Source organism: Amycolatopsis sp. Poz14 (genome assembly GCF_006704225.1).
Classification (GTDB): domain Bacteria; phylum Actinomycetota; class Actinomycetes; order Mycobacteriales; family Pseudonocardiaceae; genus Amycolatopsis; species Amycolatopsis nivea.
On the sequence record NZ_JACLHD010000001.1, the window covers coordinates 4,440,167 to 4,457,744 of the forward strand.

Annotated in this window: 15 protein-coding genes; 12 read left to right on the plus strand and 3 right to left on the minus strand. The window is 70.1% G+C overall.

The window, feature by feature from the left end; all coding sequences use genetic code 11:
• The first annotated feature begins 10 nt into the window (after positions 1 to 10).
• Positions 11 to 1,162: an acetyl-CoA C-acetyltransferase gene (locus FKO37_RS21190; protein WP_238605530.1), complete on the plus strand. Its 1,152-nt coding sequence runs from the start codon at positions 11 to 13 to the stop codon at positions 1,160 to 1,162.
• A gap of 506 nt (positions 1,163 to 1,668) precedes the next feature.
• On the opposite strand, the gene FKO37_RS21195 is transcribed toward FKO37_RS21190, so the two are convergent.
• Positions 1,669 to 2,727 carry a nitronate monooxygenase family protein gene (locus FKO37_RS21195; RefSeq protein ID WP_238605531.1) on the minus strand — a complete coding sequence of 353 codons (1,059 nt, stop codon included), beginning with the start codon at positions 2,725 to 2,727 and terminating at the stop codon, positions 1,669 to 1,671.
• A 16-nt stretch (positions 2,728 to 2,743) separates the two neighbouring features.
• Positions 2,744 to 3,502, minus strand: a complete 759-nt coding sequence (locus FKO37_RS21200; protein WP_238605532.1) for an enoyl-CoA hydratase family protein — start codon at positions 3,500 to 3,502, stop codon at positions 2,744 to 2,746.
• A gap of 93 nt (positions 3,503 to 3,595) precedes the next feature.
• On the opposite strand from FKO37_RS21200, the gene FKO37_RS21205 reads away from it, so the two are divergent.
• The 3 genes from FKO37_RS21205 to FKO37_RS21215 are packed head-to-tail and all read left to right on the plus strand — an operon-like array spanning position 3,596 to position 6,199.
• A complete protein-coding gene (locus tag FKO37_RS21205; RefSeq protein ID WP_238605533.1) occupies positions 3,596 to 4,504 on the plus strand; it encodes an SDR family oxidoreductase in 909 nt (302 codons plus the stop codon).
• Positions 4,501 to 5,286, plus strand: a complete 786-nt coding sequence (locus FKO37_RS47565; RefSeq protein ID WP_238605534.1) for a MaoC/PaaZ C-terminal domain-containing protein — start codon at positions 4,501 to 4,503, stop codon at positions 5,284 to 5,286. Before FKO37_RS21205 ends, FKO37_RS47565 begins: the two co-directional genes overlap by 4 nt.
• A gap of 10 nt (positions 5,287 to 5,296) precedes the next feature.
• Positions 5,297 to 6,199 (plus strand): NAD(P)-dependent oxidoreductase, encoded by a 903-nt coding sequence (locus FKO37_RS21215; protein ID WP_238605535.1) that lies wholly within the window; start codon positions 5,297 to 5,299, stop codon positions 6,197 to 6,199.
• Between the two features lie 11 nt (positions 6,200 to 6,210).
• Here FKO37_RS21215 and FKO37_RS21220 read toward each other — a convergent pair whose 3' ends face one another.
• Positions 6,211 to 7,137 (minus strand): 3-oxoacyl-ACP reductase, encoded by a 927-nt coding sequence (locus FKO37_RS21220; protein ID WP_238605536.1) that lies wholly within the window; start codon positions 7,135 to 7,137, stop codon positions 6,211 to 6,213.
• A gap of 434 nt (positions 7,138 to 7,571) precedes the next feature.
• On the opposite strand from FKO37_RS21220, the gene FKO37_RS21225 reads away from it, so the two are divergent.
• From FKO37_RS21225 to FKO37_RS21260, 8 genes are read left to right on the plus strand one after another with little or no spacing between them, the layout of a single operon-like run.
• Positions 7,572 to 8,708 carry a steroid 3-ketoacyl-CoA thiolase gene (locus FKO37_RS21225; protein ID WP_238605537.1) on the plus strand — a complete coding sequence of 379 codons (1,137 nt, stop codon included), beginning with the start codon at positions 7,572 to 7,574 and terminating at the stop codon, positions 8,706 to 8,708.
• 3 nt (positions 8,709 to 8,711) lie between these two features.
• Positions 8,712 to 10,796 carry an acyl-CoA dehydrogenase gene (locus FKO37_RS21230; protein ID WP_238605538.1) on the plus strand — a complete coding sequence of 695 codons (2,085 nt, stop codon included), beginning with the start codon at positions 8,712 to 8,714 and terminating at the stop codon, positions 10,794 to 10,796.
• A gap of 22 nt (positions 10,797 to 10,818) precedes the next feature.
• Positions 10,819 to 12,018 (plus strand): acyl-CoA dehydrogenase family protein, encoded by a 1,200-nt coding sequence (locus FKO37_RS21235; protein WP_037812215.1) that lies wholly within the window; start codon positions 10,819 to 10,821, stop codon positions 12,016 to 12,018.
• Between the two features lies 1 nt (position 12,019).
• The gene (locus FKO37_RS21240) at positions 12,020 to 13,123 is read left to right on the plus strand and encodes an acyl-CoA dehydrogenase family protein (protein WP_134728662.1); all 1,104 of its coding nucleotides are present in this window, start codon (positions 12,020 to 12,022) and stop codon (positions 13,121 to 13,123) included.
• Positions 13,124 to 13,132: 9 nt separating this feature from the next.
• The gene (locus FKO37_RS47570; protein ID WP_238605539.1) at positions 13,133 to 13,987 is read left to right on the plus strand and encodes a MaoC family dehydratase; all 855 of its coding nucleotides are present in this window, start codon (positions 13,133 to 13,135) and stop codon (positions 13,985 to 13,987) included.
• Positions 13,987 to 15,108 carry a steroid 3-ketoacyl-CoA thiolase gene (locus FKO37_RS21250; protein WP_037812209.1) on the plus strand — a complete coding sequence of 374 codons (1,122 nt, stop codon included), beginning with the start codon at positions 13,987 to 13,989 and terminating at the stop codon, positions 15,106 to 15,108. Before FKO37_RS47570 ends, FKO37_RS21250 begins: the two co-directional genes overlap by 1 nt.
• Position 15,109: 1 nt before the next feature.
• Positions 15,110 to 15,931, plus strand: a complete 822-nt coding sequence (locus tag FKO37_RS21255) for an SDR family NAD(P)-dependent oxidoreductase (RefSeq protein ID WP_134667782.1) — start codon at positions 15,110 to 15,112, stop codon at positions 15,929 to 15,931.
• A gap of 19 nt (positions 15,932 to 15,950) precedes the next feature.
• Entirely contained in the window at positions 15,951 to 17,567 is a 1,617-nt protein-coding gene (locus FKO37_RS21260) for a class I adenylate-forming enzyme family protein (RefSeq protein WP_238605540.1), read from the plus strand.
• Positions 17,568 to 17,578: the final 11 nt, after the last annotated feature.

Genomic DNA, 17,578 nt, shown 5'->3' on the forward strand with positions numbered 1-17,578 from the left:
TGGAGGATTCGTGCCTGAGGCATATGTGGTGGACGCGGTTCGCACTCCGGTCGGGCGGCGCGGCGGTTCGCTCGCGGGGACGCATTCCGCGGATTTGGGGGCGCACGCGATCCGTGCGCTGGTGGAGCGGACCGGGATCGACCCGGGTGCGGTGGACGATGTCGTGTTCGGCTGTTGCGACACGATCGGGTCGCAGGCTGGAGATGTGGCTCGGACCGCTTGGCTGGTGGCCGGGCTGCCGGAGCACGTGCCTGGGGTGACTATCGATCGGCAGTGCGGGTCCAGCCAGCAGGCGGTGCATTTCGCGGCGCAGGGGGTGATGTCGGGGACTGCGGACCTGATTGTTGCCGGGGGAGTGCAGAACATGTCTGCGATTCCGATTTCTTCGGCGATGGTGGTGGGGCAGCAGTTCGGGTTCAGCACGCCCTTTGCGGAGTCGCCTGGGTGGGTGGCTCGGTACGGTGATCAGGAAGTGTCGCAGTTCCGTTCGGCGCGGATGATTGCGGAGAAGTGGGGGCTTTCCCGGCGGTCGCTGGAGGAGTTCGCTTTGGAGAGCCATCGCCGGGCTTCGGCCGCTATCGATTCCGGCCGGTTCTCGCGGGAGATCGCGCCGGTCGGCGAGTTTTCGGTGGATGAAGGTCCTCGGCGGGATACGACGCTGGAGAAGATGGCCGGTCTCAAGCCGTTGGAGGAAGGCAGTCCGATTACGGCTGCGGTGGCGTCGCAGATCAGTGATGGTGCGGGGGCGTTGCTGATCGCTTCCGAGCGAGCGGTTGAGGAGCACGGGTTGGCGCCGCGGGCTCGGGTGCATCACATCAGCGTGTACGGGGCGGATCCGGTGTGGATGTTGACCGCGCCTATTCCGGCTACTCAGCGGGCGTTGGAGAAGACCGGGATGTCGGTGGAGGACATCGATCTGTTCGAGTGCAACGAAGCGTTCGCGCCGGTGGTGTTGGCTTGGATGCAGGAGATCGGCGTGCCGCACGAGAAGGTCAACGTGAATGGCGGCGGGATCGCGCTGGGACACCCGATCGGGGCGACCGGGGCGCGGTTGATGACTACGTTGCTGCACGAGCTGGAGCGGAGTGGCGGGCGGTACGGCCTGCAGGTCATGTGCGAGGGCGGTGGGCAGGCGAACGTGACCGTGTTGGAGCGTCTTTAGGGGTGTGGCTCGTCGCCTGGGGGCGACATCGGCTTTTGGTTGCGTGGGGCACCCCGAAGGTTGATTGTGCTGACGGTTCGGGGGTGCTTGTCAAGGCGGGAAAGATGCCTTGACAAGCACCCCCGAACCGCAGGGGAGCTTCGTATCGGGGTGTGGGGGAGGGGCTGGGTGCCTCGCTCGTCGGGTGCATCGGCTGCGGTAGAGGGGCTGGGTGCCTCGATAGCGGGTGCATCGGCTGCGGGTGGGGTTGGGTGCCTCGATCGAGGGTGCGCTGGTTCCGGTTTGGGCGGTGGGGGTAGCGCCCCAATGTGGCATTGGGTGCGTCCCACGCACCCAATGCCACATTGGGGGCGGCATCCCCGCCGGCGGGCGGGCCGGGCGAGCGGGCGTGAAGGGCTCCTTGAGGGAATCTAGGTCCGTGAAGGGGCCCCTCATGTACTTCGGCTGGTCGTGAGGGGAACCCTGAAGGAATCAGCGTACGTGAGGGTGGCCCTCACGTACCTTGTTCAGTTCAGCAGGGCGGCTGTTGCGGTTAGGCGTTCCTGTGCGGTGTCGACGATTCGAGTCACCAGTTCCGCGCAGCTCGGCAGATCCTCGATCACTCCGACCACCTGCCCGGCCGCTAGCATCCCGGCCTTGGTATCGCCTTCCACCAGGCCGGCTTTGAGCAGCATGGGGGTGTTGGCGGCCAGCATCGTTTGTGTCCACGAGCGGTCGCTGCCGCGCTTCATGCGGAGGCCGTCGCTGATCAGGGAGGGCCAGGATTGGCCGCTCAGGCGTTTGAAATCCTTGGTACGGCGCAGAGTTCGCGCCATGCGTTGCACGAAGCCTTCCTTCGTGAGGCCCTCGATGAACGGGGTGCGCAACAGGCGGTGCGGCATGCCGTCGGCCTTGGTGGTGACGACGGTGCCGTCCAGGCCGAAGCCCAGGTAAGTGCGTTTGATTTCGTCCGGCACTGCGCTGTCGCTGGTGAGCAGAAATCGCGTGCCCATGCCGATTCCTGCTGCGCCGTAAGACAAAGCGGCGGCGAGCCCGCGGCCGTCGAAGAAGCCTCCGGCGGCGACTACTGGGATATCAACTGCGTCCAGTACGGATGGCAGCAGCAGGGTGGTGGCCGTCGGACCGGTGTGGCCGCCGCCTTCGCCGCCTTGCATCATCACCAGGTCGGCACCCCACGAGGCGACCTTTTCGGCATGCCGGGCGGCGCCGACGGTGGGCATGACGACCAAGCCGTGGTCCTTCAGCCGGGCGATCAGGTCTTTTTTGGGTGCCAGGGCGAAAGATGCCACCTTGACGCCGTGCTGTATCAGCAACTCGGCGCGTTCGGCGGCGTCGCCCGCGTCGGCGCGGAGGTTCACGCCGAAGGGCTTGTCCGTGCGTTGCTTGACTTCCTTGATGGCGTGGTCGAGCTCGTCGTAGGTCATCGTCGCGGAGGCGAGGATGCCCAGTGCGCCGGCGTTGGCTGTCGCGGAGACCAGGCGCGGGCCGGCTACCCAGCCCATGCCGGTTTGCACGATCGGGTGGGTCACGCCGGTGAGCTCGGTGAGCGGGGTGCGGAGAGGCACGGGTCTCCTCGAGAGGTCAGTCGTTCATCGGGCGGCCGGTAGCGACGAAGGCGTCGCGGTGTTCGTCGGCGGCTCCGATGAGGTTGAGTTCGAAGGTGTAGCCCTGTTCGTAACGGTAGCTGCGGTTGACGTCGATCGGGTCGATGCCGTTCAGCGCGGCTTTCGCGGCCCGGATGACGCGCGGGTCCTTCGCGGCTACCTCGCCGGCCAGCGCGAGCGCGGCGTCGTGCAGATCGGCGGCGGGCACGGTTTCCAGTACCGAGCCGTGCTGGACCAGGTCTTTCGCCGCGATGGTGCGGCTGGTGAAGTACAGCGTGCGCATCAGGTGCTGCGGGACCAGGCGGGCGAGGTGCGTCGCCGCGCCCAGTGCGCCGCGGTCGACCTCGGGGACGCCGAAGTACGCGTCGTCGGCGGCGATGATCGTGTCGCAGTTGCCGACCAGTCCGACGCCGCCGCCGAGGCAGAAGCCGTTCACCGCGGCGATCACCGGGACCGCGCACTCGTAGATCGCCTTGAATGCCAGGTAACAGCCGCGGTTCGCGCCGACGAGGGCGTCGAAACCGGTGGTGCGCTGCATTTCCTTGATGTCGACGCCCGCGTTGAAGCCGCGTCCCTCGGCCCTGAGCAGGACGACGTGCACCGCCGGGTCCTCGCCCGCCTCCCGGACCGTTTCGGCGAGGCGGAACCATCCGGCGACCGGCAGGGCGTTCACCGGCGGGTAGTCCATGGTGACCACGAAGGTGCCGTTGTCGTGGAGCTGCGTGGAAATCGTCACGTGCGTTCCTAACCTAGCGATTGCTTGGTAGCCTAACACTTGCTTGGTTTACGGGGAACCGCCTCGCCTGCCGGCCGACGAAACGGAGATGATGTGAGCGGGATGTTGCAAGGCCGGGTCGCGATCGTGACCGGGGCGGGCCGCGGGCTCGGGCGCGAGCACGCGCTGGAGCTCGCCCGCCAGGGTGCGAGCATCGTGGTCAACGACCTCGGCACCTCGGGCGCGGGCGAAGGCGCGTCCGACGGTCCGGCCGGCGAAGTGGTCGAGGCGATCCGCGCGCTGGGCGGCGAAGCGGTGGCCAACGGTGCCGACGTCGCGAACTTCGCGGCGACGGAAGCGTTGGTGCAGCAGGCGGTCGACGCGTTCGGCGGGCTGGACATCGTGGTGAACAACGCGGGCTTCGTGCGCGACCGGATGATCGTGACCACCAGTGAGCAGGAGTGGGACGCGGTCGTCGCGGTGCACCTCAAGGGGCACTTCGCGTTGATGCACCACGCCGCGGGTTACTGGCGCGCGGAGGCGAAAGCCGGGCGTACGCGGGCGGCGCGGATCATCAACACCACCTCCGGCGCGGGTCTGCAGGGCAGCGTCGGCCAGGGCAGCTACAGCGCCGCCAAGGCCGGGATCGCCGCGTTGACGCTGGTCGGGGCGGCGGAACTCGGCCGGTACGGCATTACGGTGAATGCTTTGGCCCCGGCCGCGCGCACCCGGATGACCGAGGGTCCGTTCGCGGCGCAGATGGCCGCGCCGGACGACGGCTTCGACGCGATGCACCCGGGCAACGTGTCGCCGATCGTCGCGTGGCTCGCCAGCGAGGAGGCCGCGGACGTGACCGGGCGCGTGATCGAGGTCGAGGGCGGCCGGATCTGCGTGGAGAACGGCTGGAGCCACGGTCCGTCCCGCGAGTTGGACCGCCGCTGGACCGCCGACGAGGTCGGCCCGGCCCTGCGCGAACTGCTGAAGGAAGCGCCCGCGCCCGAACCGGTTTACGGGGCGCAGTGAACAGCCCCGCGGAGTGGAAGGGCCGGGTCCTCGGCGAACGCACCGTCGCGTACACCGACCGCGACCCGATCCTCTACGCGCTCGCCATCGGCGCCCGGCCGGACGAACTCGACTTGGTGTTCGAGGACCGGTTGCGGGTGCTGCCGCCGTTCGCGCTGACGCTCGCCCAATGGGCCCCGGACGTCCTCGGCTCGGCCGGCGCGTTCGAGGTCGGCAACGCGGTGCACGGTTCGCAACGGCTCCAGGTTTTGAAGCCATTGCCGCCTGCGGGCGAGATTTCGATGCGGGCCCGGGTCCCGGAGGTGTGGGACAAAGGCAGCGCGGCGGTCTATGAAGTGGCCGTCGAATCGGACTACTTCGTCGCGACGTGGTCGTTGTTCTGCCCTGGCATCGGCGGGTTCGGCGGCGAACGCGGACCCGGTCGTCCGCCCGCTTTGGACAGTCCGGATTGGACCGCTCCACTGTCCACTGCGGACAACCAAGCCCTGCTCTACCGGTTGCTCGGGGACCGGCACCACATCCACGTCGACCCCGCGGCAGCGGCCGGAATCGGCCAGCCCCGGCCGATTCTGCACGGCTTGGCCACCCTCGGCGCGGGCGCGCTGGTCGCCGCCCGGCAGGTCGGCGCGCATCCGGCGGACCTGACGTTACTGGAAGGCCGGTTCGCCGCGCCGGTGTTCCCCGGCGAGGAATTGCAGGTCGAAGGCTGGTCTGGCGGCGGGCTTCGGATCACGTCGGAACGCGGTCCGGTGGTCGACGGCGGCCGGGTCCACTTCGGATAGAGGAATGCGCATGAAGGTCTTGGTCATCGGCGGCACCGGCATGATCGGCGCGAACACCGCCGCGCACTTGAGCGGTGCCGGGCACGCCGTCACGGTCGCCGGACGCCACGAACCCGACGCCGATTCGCTGGTGGCGGGCCTGCCGGTGCTGCTTGGCGACTACGCCCACGACGGTTTCGACGAGGCCGCGCTGGCCCCGTTCGACGCCGTCGTTTTCGCGGCCGGACAAGACATCCGGCACGTCACCGGCTGGGGCGACGAGGAGTTCTGGCGGACGTACCAAATCGACGGCGTCACCTCGATCGCGGCGCGCGCGAAGCGGGCCGGCGTCGGACGTTTCGTCCAGATCGGCAGCTACTACCACCAGATCCGGCCGGATCTCGCGGAAACGAACCCGTACGTCGACGCGCGCCGCCTCGCCGACGAAGGAGCGCGCGCCCTTGCCGGGGACGGGTTCGCGGTGTGCACGCTGAACCCGCCGTCGATCGTCGGCATGGCACCCGGCCGGTCGACGCGGCAGTTCGCGAAAATGCTGGCCTGGGCCGACGGCGAGCTGGCCGGGAAGGTGCCGGACTTCGCGCCGGTCGGCGGGACGAACTACCTGTCCGTGCGGAGCCTGGCCGAAGCGGTCGAGGGTGCGCTGCTGCGCGGGGAATCCGGTGCGGCGTACCTGGTAGGCGACGAAAACCTCAGCTTCCGGGACTACTTCCAGCTGATCTTCGACGTCTCCGGTTCGGGGCGGACCCTGGAGGAACGCGACGAGGAGCACCCGTTTCTGCCCGACCGGGTCCTGGTGCCCGGCCGCGGCGCGACGATCGCGTACGAACCGGACGCCCGCGAGACGGAACTGCTCGGCTACCGCCGCCGGGACGTCCGGCCGATGCTGGAGGAGATGACCGCGGCCGTGCGGTGACCTCCTGCCACTCACGAGGGATTGGTCGTCTCCGTGTCGTCGAGCCCCGCGATGTCGCCGGCCGCAAACGTTTTCCCCGGGTCGCGCTCCGCGAAGTACGGCGTGATCGTCCGCTCCAGTTCCGCCGGATCGAACGCCCCCTGCCCGGACACGAACCGCTGCTCGACGGTCGGCGGGGCGAGCAGCGCGACCATGTCCCCGTACACGACGAACACCTGCCCGTTCACCGCGTCCGCCGCCGGGGCCGCGAGGTACGCCACGAACGCCGCGACCCGCTCCGGCGCGAGGATGTCCAACCCGCCCGCACTGCGCCCGGCGGCGAAGATCCCGTCGGTCATCGCCGTCCGGGCACGCGGGCAGATCGCATTCGCGCGGACGCCGTAGCGGCTCAACCCGCGCGCGCAGGACAACGTGAGCGCCGCGATCCCAGCCTTGGCCGCCGCGTAGTTCGGCTGCCCCGCGCCGCCGAGCAGGAAGGCCTCCGACGCTGTGTTGATCAGCCGTGCGTAGGTGGGCTCGCCAGTGGTCTTGCTGACCTGTCGCCAATGACGCGCCGCCGCGCGCGAGAGGGCCGCGTGCCCCTTGAGGTGGACGCGGATGACGTCGTCCCAGTCCTTTTCACTGAGGTTGAAGAGCATCGCGTCGCGGGTGATGCCTGCGTTGTTGACGACGATGTCGAGCGACCCGAAGTGCTCGGTCGCCGCGGTGACGAGGTCCTCGGCGTACTGCCAGCCACCGATGTCGCCCCGGACGGCCAGCGCCCGCCCGCCACGCGCCTCGATCTCGGCGACGACCTCGTCCCCGGCCGCGCTCACATCGTTGACGACGACGTTCGCCCCCTGCGCGGCGAGCGCGAGCGCTTCGGCCCGGCCGAGCCCCGCTCCAGCCCCGGTGACGATGGCGGTGCGGCCGGACAGGCTGGTGCTGGGGTGGGACACGGGGCCTCCAATGCGGGGAAGGGATGTCGTCATGGTGCCGAGGGGCGGGGAATCGGCGGGTGGCTGCTCCCGGTGAGTGGCATCGGCGACGGGCAGTGGCGGGGTGGGGATGCCGACGTGGTGCCGAGGCGGGCGTCGGCGGGTGATCGTTCCCGGTGAGTGGCATCGGCGGAGCGAGACGGGGGAGCCGCAGCGCAGGCTGGGCAGATCGTGTCCGCTGGCGAGCGGAGTGGCGCGGGCGCGAGCGGGGTGACGCGAGCCGGTCGGCTTGGCTCGTTCAGGAGCGGGTGCTGACGGGTGGTGCCTCCGGCCGGGCCACTCCCGCTCACCAGTACCTGTGCTTGTCCCGCTCACCGCTCCAGAGCTAACCTCCAACCAAACGCTTGCTCGATTCCCGGGGTCGGTCCCGCCTTCCGCGACAAGGAGATCCGGGCTTGAAAGACACCACGCCAGTCCTCGTCGACGCGGTGCGCACGCCGTTCGGCAAGCGCGACGGCTGGGTTTCCGCCCTGCACGCCGTCCAGTTGCTCAGCCGGGTCCAGTGCAGCGTCCTCGACCGCGCGGGGCTCGAGCCGGACGCGGTCGACCAGGTGATCGGCGGTTGTGTCACGCCGTTGGGCGAGCAGTACGGCCACGTCGTCCGCACTGCCTGGCTGTACGCCGGGCTCCCGGCCGCGACCGGGGCCACCACGATCGACGCCCAGTGCAGCACCTCGATGCAGGCGTCCTTCCTGCTCACCGGGCAGATCGCGAACGGAACGGCCGACGCGGGCGTCGCGTGCGGCGTCGAGTTGATGTCCCGCGTGCCGCTCACCCCGAAGCAGGGGACCGGCGCTGGCAAGCCGCGGCCCGCCGACTGGTCTCTTGAAACTCCCGACCAGTACACCGCTGCGGACCGCATCGCTCGGAAGCGCGGGCTGACCCGGGCGGACCTCGACGCGTTCGGCCTCCGCTCCCAGCACAACGCGCGAAAGGCTTGGGACGCTGGGCTTTTCGACCGGCAAGTCCTCCCGCTGGAAATGCCGGACGGTCAGTTGGTCACGCAAGACCAGGGCCTCCGCGAGACCTCGACGGAAGCGCTCGCCGGGCTCCGCGCCACCGTCCCCGACGGGCTGCACACCGCGGGCACCTCGTCCCAGGTCTCCGACGGCGCGAGTGCCGCGCTGTTCCTGTCCCGCAGCCGCGCCGAGGAGCTGGGGCTTCGCCCGCGGGCGCGGCTTCTCGCGCAGTGCGTCATCGGCGGCGACCTCGAATACCTCCTCGACGGGCCGGTCGCCGCCGCGCAGAAGCTTCTCGACCGCACCGGTCTCACGATCGGCGACATCGATCTTTTCGAGGTCAACGAAGCGTTCGCGGCCGTCCCGCTGTCGTTCGCGCAGGTGCACGGCGTCCCGGAGGACAAGCTCAACGTGCTCGGCGGCGCGATCGCGCTCGGCCATCCGGCGGGCGCGACCGGCATCCGCCTGCTCGCGACGGCCGTCGAGGAACTCGAACGCCGCGACGCCAGTCTCGCGATGATCGCGATCTGCGCCGCGGCCGCCACCAGCTGCGTGCTCGTCGAACGGATCTGACCTATGCCCATCGCCCTGTCCGAGGAACACCGCGACCTGGCCGCGTCTGCCGCCGGATGGGCCGCCCGGCACGCGCCGATCGCCGAGACGCGCGCCGAACCCGGGCGGCCCGAACTCTGGAAAGCCCTGACCGGACAAGGCTGGCACTCGCTGCACCTGCCGGAATCCGTCGGCGGCCAAGGCGGCGGGCTGCTCGAACTCGCCGTGGTCGCCGAGCAGTTCGGCCGGCACCTGGTGCCCGGGCCGTTCCTGCCGACCGTCATGGCCAGCGCCGTCCTCGCCGCTGCCGAACCGACAGAAGCGCTGGCCGCGTTCGCCGCCGGTGCGACCGGGGCTGTCGTACTAGAAGGCCTCACTGCGAGCAGCACCGCCGACGGTTGGCAGGTCAACGGCACGAGTTGTCCGGCGCTCGGGCTCGCGGACGCGGAGCTCGCGGTCGTCCGCGCACAAGAGATCTGGCTCGTGCTGCGACCAGAGCCCGGCCAGCTGATCCCAGTCGAGGCCGTTGATCTGACCAGATCCGCGGCTCGGCTCAAGCTGGAGAACTTCCTGGTATCTCAGGACAACGTCGTTGAGATCGACCCGGAACGGGCGGAGCTGGCCCTCGCGGTCCCCGCGGCGGCGGAGGCAGCCGGACTGTGCAGCTGGACCTTGGACTGCGCCGTCGACCACGTCCGAACCCGCGTCCAGTTCGGTCGTCCGATCGGCTCGTTCCAAGCCGTCCAGCATCAAGCGGCGGGCATCCTCCTGCACCGCGAGATCGCCACGGCTGCCGCTTGGGACGCGGCTCGCGCCGAGCGGCATTCCGTTGCGCAGCAAGCACTTGCCGCCGCGCAGGCGAGGCACGCCGCGCTCCCAGCCGCAGTGGACGCGTCCGTCAGCTGTGTACGCCTGCTCGGCGCGATCGGCTTCACCTGGGAACACGACGCGCACCTGTACTGGCGACGCGCCGTCGCGCTGTCCGGCTCCCTCGGCCGATCCGCCGCCCGCACCCTCGGCGAACGCGCCCGGACCACGACCCGCGACCTGACCCTCGCCAGCCCCGACGACTGCCTCGAACTGCGCCGCCAAATCGCGTCCGTTCTCGACCAGACCGAGCCGTCCGCCCAGGCGCTCGCCGACGCCGGTCTCGCCGCCCCGCACTACCCGAAACCGTACGGCCTGGACGCCGGACCGCTCGAACAAGCCGTCATCGCCGAGGAGTTCGAGCGCCGCGGCATTCCGCAGCCCACCACGGTGATCGGCGAATGGGTGCTGCCGACTCTGCTCGTCCACGGCTCTGCGGAACAGCGCGAGCGGTTCGTCATGCCGACGCTGCGCGGGGAAATCCGCTGGTGTCAGCTGTTCAGCGAACCCGGCGCGGGTTCCGACCTCGCCTCGCTCACGACCCGGGCGGCCAAAGTGGACGGTGGCTGGCGGATCTCCGGGCAGAAGGTCTGGACGTCGCTCGCCCACGAAGCGCACTGGGGCGTCTGCCTCGCCCGGACCGACCCGGACGCGCCGCGGCACCGGGGGATTTCGTACTTCCTCGTCGATCTGGCCGCGGAAGGCGTCACCGTCCGCCCGATCAAGCAGGCCACCGGACGCGCGGAGTTCAACGAGGTCTTCCTGGACGACGTGTTCGTCCCGGACCGCGACCTGGTCGGCGAACCGAACAGCGGCTGGCGGCTCGCGACCACCACGCTCGCCAACGAGCGGCACAACATGGGCGCGACCCTCGCGCACGGCTCCTCCGACCGGATCCGCCAGCTGCTCCGCGACCGTCCGGACGATCCCGACGCGCTGGCCGCGCTCGGCCGGTGCGCGTCGCGGGAACTCACGCTCGCGACGCTCGGCCTCCGCGGTGTGCTGGCCCGGCTCGCCGGAACGGACCTGGGCGCCGAGGTCAGCGTGCAGAAGGTGTTCAGCGCGCTCGCCCAGCAGGAGGGCTCGCGCGAGGTGATCGCCCTGCTCGGCCCCGGCTCGGCGAGCGCGGAGGGCGGGCACGTCCTCGACCACCTCGGGCTGCCCGCCGTGCTGTTCGGCGGCGGAACCGTGGAAATCCAGCTCAACGTCATCGCCCACCGCGTCCTCGGCTTGCCCCGCTGACCCGATCCTGAGGAGAAACCGCATGCATCCGGAGCTGTCGGAGCGCTCGCGAAGGCTCCGCGCCGAGCTGCGCGAGTACTTCGCCCGCATCATCGACGAGGACGACCGCCGCGCGCTGGTCGAGCAGACCGAGGGCGGTCCGGTGTTCGACCGGATCCTCCGCCGGATGGGCGCGGACGGCTGGCTCGGCCTCGGCTGGCCCGAGGAATACGGCGGCCGCGGCGAGGACCCGGAAGCGCTCTTCGTGTTCTACGACGAGGTGTTGCGCGCCGGCGCCCCGCTGTCGCTGGTCACGCTCAACACGGTCGCGCCGGCGTTGATGCACCACGGCACCGAGGAACAGAAGAAGTTCTTCCTGCCGCCCATTCTGCGCGGCGAGCTGATGTTCGCCATCGGCTACACCGAACCCGGCGCGGGCACTGACCTCGCGTCGCTGCAGACGCGGGCGAGGATCGACGGCGACCAGCTCGTGATCAACGGCAGCAAAATCTTCACCAGCGCCGGGATCTTCGCCGACTGGATCTGGCTCGCCGTGCGGACCGATCCGGACGCCCCGCCGCATCGCGGTATCTCGGTGGTGCTCGTGCCGACCGACACTCCGGGATTCTCCGCTACTGAAATCCATACGGTAGGCGGGATCAGCACCTCGGCAACGTACTATGAGGACGTCCGAATTCCACTGTCCAATGTGGTCGGCGAGCTGAACAACGGCTGGCGGCTCATCACCAGCCAGCTCAACCACGAACGCGTCGCCCTCGCCGCGCGCGGCGGCATCGCGAACCAGATGTACGACGCGGTCCTCAAGTGGGCGCGGGAGGAACCGTTCGGCCCGGGCACGGTGTACGACCTGCCGTGGGTCCGGCACACCCTCGCCGAGGTGTATGCGCTGCTCAGCGCCACGGATCTGATCAACCTGCGCTTGGTCGCGGACGTCGCCGCGGGCACCCTCGGCGGCGGGGATTCCGCTGCTGCCAAGGTGTTCGGCACCGAAGCGGTGGTGACCGCGTACAGCAGGCTTCAGGAAGTGCTCGGCGCTCGCGGCCTGCTGCGCCCCGATTCGCCCGGCGCGGCGGTGAACGGACGCGTCGAGACGCTCGCCCGTCGTGCGCAGAACAACACCTTCGGCGGCGGCACGAACGAGGTGCTGCGCGAGATTGTCGCCGCGAAAACCCTCGGCATGACGCTGTCCGCGCGCCGCCGTCCGGAAAAGGCCAGGAGCTGACATGGATTTCGACCTCAACGACGACCTGGGCGCGGTCCGCGAGCTGGCCGCGAAGATCTTCGCCGACCGCGCGACCGTCGAGCGGGTAGCAGCCGTCGAGAAGCAGGGCGGGTTCGACGCTGACCTCTGGCGGGTGCTCGCGGAGGCGGACCTCCTCGGGATCTGCCTGTCCGAAAGGGACGGCGGGGCCGGGCTGGGAATGTCCGGATTGGCGGTGCTGCTCGAGGAAGTGGGGCGGCACGTCGCCCCGGTTCCATTGTGGAATGTCATCGCGGGCGGACTGCTGCCAGTCGCGCAGTTCGGCTCCGACGACCAACGGAACCGGATCCTGCCGCGCGTGCTGGACGGTTCGACGCTGCTGGTCGGCGCGTTCGACGACACGGTTTCGGTGACCGCAACCCGGCGCGGCGATGCCCTTGAACTCACCGGCGAAGTCGTCTCGATTCCCGCAGGCGCGCAGGCCGACCTGGTGCTGGTGCCAGTCAAGGAAGCCGACCAGGTCCACTTAGTACTCGTGCCCACAGCCGACCTCAGCGTGACACCCGTCGAAGTCACCAGCCGCGAAAGCCACGCATCAATCGCGTTCAACGGAGCAGTGGTCGCCCCGCAAGACATCCTGGCTACCGGCGACGACGCTCTGCAATGGACACTCCGGAGGCTCCGGGTCGCACTGGCCGCAGTCAGCGTCGGCGTGTGTGCCGAAGCGTTGGCGACCACCGCGAAATACACCTCGGAACGAGTCCAATTCGGACGTCCACTGTCGACAAATCAAGCTGTCGCCGTACGGGCCGCGGACGCTTACCTCGACACTGAGGCGATCCGCGTTTGCACGCAACGCGCCGCCTGGCTGCTTGACGAGGGCCGCGAGGAGGAAGCGGAGATCGCCGCGGTGGTAGCCAAATGGTGGGCCTCACGCGGCGGACTGCGGGTCGTGCACGCGACCCAGCACCTGCACGGCGGCATCGGCGCGGACGTCGACTATCCGATCCATCGCTACTTCCTCTGGGGCCGTCAGGTCGCCTTCACTCTCGGCACCGCCGACGCACTCGCCGCCGAGCTCGGGGACCGGTTGCCCTCCGCACCCCCGATCGGCGCCCCGGCCTAGGAGGACCCCGTGCCCATCGACGTCGACAAAGCGCTCAACGCCCCGCCGCGCACCCAGCAGATCGCCTGGACCACCCGCGACGTGCTGCTGTACCACCTTTCCCTCGGCTCCGGCACCGACCTCCGGTACAGCTACGAACGGGATCTGGAGGTCCTCCCGACCTTCGCACTCGTTGCCGGACAAGGGATTTCCGCCGGAGACCGTCCCGCAGAAGGGCTGACGCTGCCGGGCGTGGACGTCGAGCTGACCCGGCTGCTGCACGCCGGACAGGTCGTCACGCTCCACCGGGACCGGCTGCCGTCGTCCGGCTCGGCGGAACGAACGACGCGGATCGCGGAGGTGCAGGACAAGGGCAAAGCCGCGGTCATCGTGCTCGCCCACGAGGTCGCGGACGCCGACGGTCCACTGTGGACCTCGAAGATGTCCGTCTGGGCGCGCGGCGAGGGAGGTTTCGGTGGCGACCCAGGCGTCGCAGCCGGACCGAAGCCGCCGGAAGGCGATCCGACCCACGTGCTCGACGTCGCCACCACGCTGGAGCAAGCGCTGCTGTACCGGCTGAACGGGGACCGAAATCCGCTCCACGCAGACCCGGAGGTCGCGGCGAAAGCGGGCTTCGCCGCGCCGATCCTGCACGGGCTCGCGTCCTACGGCCTGGTCGCCAAAGCCGTCGTGGACCACTTACTCGACGGCCAACCCGCACGCCTCCGCGAGCTGGGTGCGCGCTTCGCGGGTCCGGTGATCCCGGGCGAGACGTTAAGAATTTCCGTGTGGCAGCAGGAAAATGAGCTGAGCCTGAAAGTGACCTGCGGCGACGCGGCGGTCTTCACCGACGCCTGGGCCCGCACGACTCCAGGAGGTGCCTGATGGGTACGCCGGTCATTGTGGATGCGATCCGCACCCCGTTCGGCAAGCGGCGCGGTGCGCTGTCCGGCATCCACGCGGTCGAACTGCTCGGCCACGTGCAGCGCGGGATCCTCGACCGCACCGGCCTCGACCCGGCGCTGGTCACCGATGTCGTCGCGGGATGCGTCACGCAGGCGGGGGAGCAGTCGAACAACGTCGGCCGGTTCGCCTGGCTGCACGCCGGGCTCCCGGAAGAGACCGCGACCACCACCATCGACGCGCAATGCGGGTCCGCGCAGCAGGCCGTGCACCTGGTCGCCGCGCAGATCGCGGCCGGGCTGGTGGAAGCCGGGATGGCGTGCGGGGTCGAGTCGATGAGCCGGGTGCCGCTGCTGAGCAACCTCGGCGACGCGGGCCGTCCGCGCCCGGAGTCCTGGAAGGTCGACCTGCCCGCGCAGTACGAGGCGGCCGACCGGATCGCCGCGCGGCGCGGGCTCACCCGCGCGGACCTGGACGCGTTCGGCCTCCGCTCGCAGCACCGCGCCCGCCGTGCCTGGGACGAGGGCCGGTTCGGCCGTTCGATCCTGCCGGTCCCGCTCGACGGCGGCCTGTTCGACCGCGACCAAGGCCTGCGCGACACCAGCACCGAAGCCCTCGCCGGACTAGCTCCGATCAAGGAAGACGGCCTGCACACCGCAGGTACCGCGTCGCAGATTTCCGACGGCGCGTCGGCCGCGCTGCTGGTCGACGCCGATCAGACCTTCGGCCTGCGTCCGCGCGCGAGGCTGGTCGCGCAGGCCATCGTCGGCGCGGAACCGAAGTACCTGCTGGACGGGCCCATCCGCGCGGCCGAGCGCGTCCTCGGCCGGGCCGGGATGACGATCGCCGACATCGATTTGTTCGAGGTCAACGAGGCGTTCGCGTCGGTGCCGCTGTCGTTCGCCCGTACGCTCGGCGTCGACGAGGACCGGCTCAACGTCAACGGCGGCGCCATCGCGATCGGCCATCCGGTCGGCGCGACCGGGATCCGGCTGCTCGCGGAGATCGTCGACGAACTGGAGCGCCGCGACCAGACGCTCGGCCTGGTGGCGATCTGCGCCGGCGGTGCCCAGGCGACCGCGGCGATCGTGGAACGGCTCTGAGATGTATCCGCTGAGCGGGTTCGAGGGCAAGGTCGCGGTGGTGACCGGGGCGGGCCGGATGCGGTCGATCGGCCGGGCGATCGCGGTCGAGCTGGCGAAGGCCGGGTGCGCGGTCGCGGTGACCGGCAGCGGTCGCCCGCGCGAGCAGTTCCCGCCGGAAGAACAGGCCGCGGGCTGGCGAGACATCGAGTCCGTGGCCGACGAGATCCGCGAGTCCGGCGGCCGGGCCTTGCCGGTGGTGAGCGACGTCGCCGACCCGGCGCAGATCGACCGGCTGCTGGCGACCGTTCTCGACGCGTTCGGCCGCGTGGACATCGTCGTCAACAACGCCGCGGCCGCGCGCGGACCGGATCGGCTGCCGGTGCTGGACCTCGACGTCGAGACCTGGGACCGGGTCATCGCGGTCAACCTGCGCGGGCCGTTCCTGATGACGCGCGCGTTCGGGCGGCGGATGGTCGACCAGGGCGACGGCGGGGTGTTCGTGAACATCTCCTCGATCGGCGGGAAGCTGTCCGGAGCGGGATCGGCGGCTTATTCCGCGTCGAAAGCCGCGCTGCAGTCGCTGACCTCCTCGACGGCGAAAGAGCTGGGCCAGCACGGGATCCGGGTGAACGCGCTGTGCCCCGGCGTGGTCGGCACGAGCCGTTTGGACGACGTGGATCCGGCTTCGTGGGCCGAGTACGTTCGCGCGCAGGTGCCCTTGCGGCGGGTGGGCGAGCCGCTCGACATCGCGGCGGCCGCGGTGTTCCTGGCCAGCGCGGAGGCGGGCTGGGTGACCGGACAGTGCTGGAACGTCGACGGCGGGCAGCTGACGATCCGATGATCACTACGGGAGGCGACCGATGACCGATCGGGACGACATCATCGCGCGGCTGACCGCGCCGGGCGCGGAGTTCGAGATCCGGCCGGATCCGGTCGCGGGCCGTCCGGCGAGGGTGTTCGTGCGGCGGCACCGGTGCCTGACCGAACTGCTGGAGGCCTCGCGCGAGTTCGGCGATCGCGAGTATCTGGTCACTGTGGACAGTCGACTCACCTTCGCCCAGCACTACGACCAGGTCGCGGCGCTCGCCTCGGTGCTGCGGACCGAATACGGGGTCGGCCGCGGCGATCGGGTCGCGTTGTGCGCGGCGAACTGTCCGGAGTGGATAGTCGGATTCTGGGCGGCGGTGTCGCTCGGCGCGGTCGCGGTCGGGATGAACTCGATGTGGGCCGCGCCGGAGGTCGCGCACGGCCTCGACCTGACCACGCCGAAGGCCGTGCTGACCGACGCGTCCCGGAAACCGCTGATCGCGGATCGGTACCCGGTGCTGGAATTCGGCAGCCCGGAATACCGGGAACTCCTCGGACAGCACGAAAGCGCGCAGCTGAAACCGGAACCCGTCGATGAGGACGACCCCGCCGTCATCCTTTTCACGAGCGGCACTTCCGGCCACCCCAAGGGCGCGACACACTCGCACCGCAACGTGCTCGCCGCGGTCTGGTTCCACCTGTTCAACGACGCGTTGGCGGCGGAATTCGGCCGTCCGGCGCGGGACCGCCGATTCCTGCTGGCCACCCCGTTGTTCCACATCGCCGCCCTGCACAACCTCGCCGTCGTGCGGCTCGCGGTGGGCGACACCGCCGTGCTGTACCAGGGGAAATTCGACATCCACCGGGTGCTGGAGCTCGTGCAGGCCGAACGGATCACCAACTGGGGCGCGGTCCCGACGATGCTGTCGCGGCTGGTCGAAACCGATCTCTCCGGGTACGACCTCAGCACGCTCAAGACGGTCTCGGTCAGCAGCGCGCCGTCGACCGCCGAGCTGAAAGACCAGCTCCGGGGCGCCTTGCCGGGCGCGGCCGCGTCGCTGAGCACGAACTACGGCCTGACCGAATCGTCCACCGCGGCCACCCTCGCGACCCCCGCCGAACTCCTCGCCGACCCGGACACCGCGGGCAGGCCGGTGCCGAACATGGAAGTGCAGATCCGCGACCCCGAAGGCCGCCCGGTCCCGGACGGTGTCGACGGCGAGATCCACCTCCGCGGCCCGCAGGTGATGCTCGGCTACTTCAACGACCCGGCCGCGACGGCCGCCGCGTTCACCGCCGACGGCTGGTTCCGGACCGGCGACCTCGGCCAACTGCGCGACGGTGCGCTGTTCGTGCTGAGCAGGCGCAGCGACCTGATCCTGCGCGGGGCGGAGAACATCTACCCGGCGGAGGTGGAGGAACAGCTGGCCGGGCATCCCGGGGTAGCCGAGTGCATCGTGGCCGGGCTGCCGGATCCGGATTACGGGCAGATCGTCGCGGCGAAGGTGGTGCTGCGCGCGGAGTCCGAAGTGGACGCGGACGAGCTGCGCGGCTATCTCGCCGACCGGCTGGCCCGGTACAAAGTCCCGACGGCCTGGTTCCTGACCCGGGACCCGCTGCCGCGCAACGCGACGGGAAAGGTGGTGCGGCGGCTGGTGCGGTGGGAGTGAGCCTCGCGGCC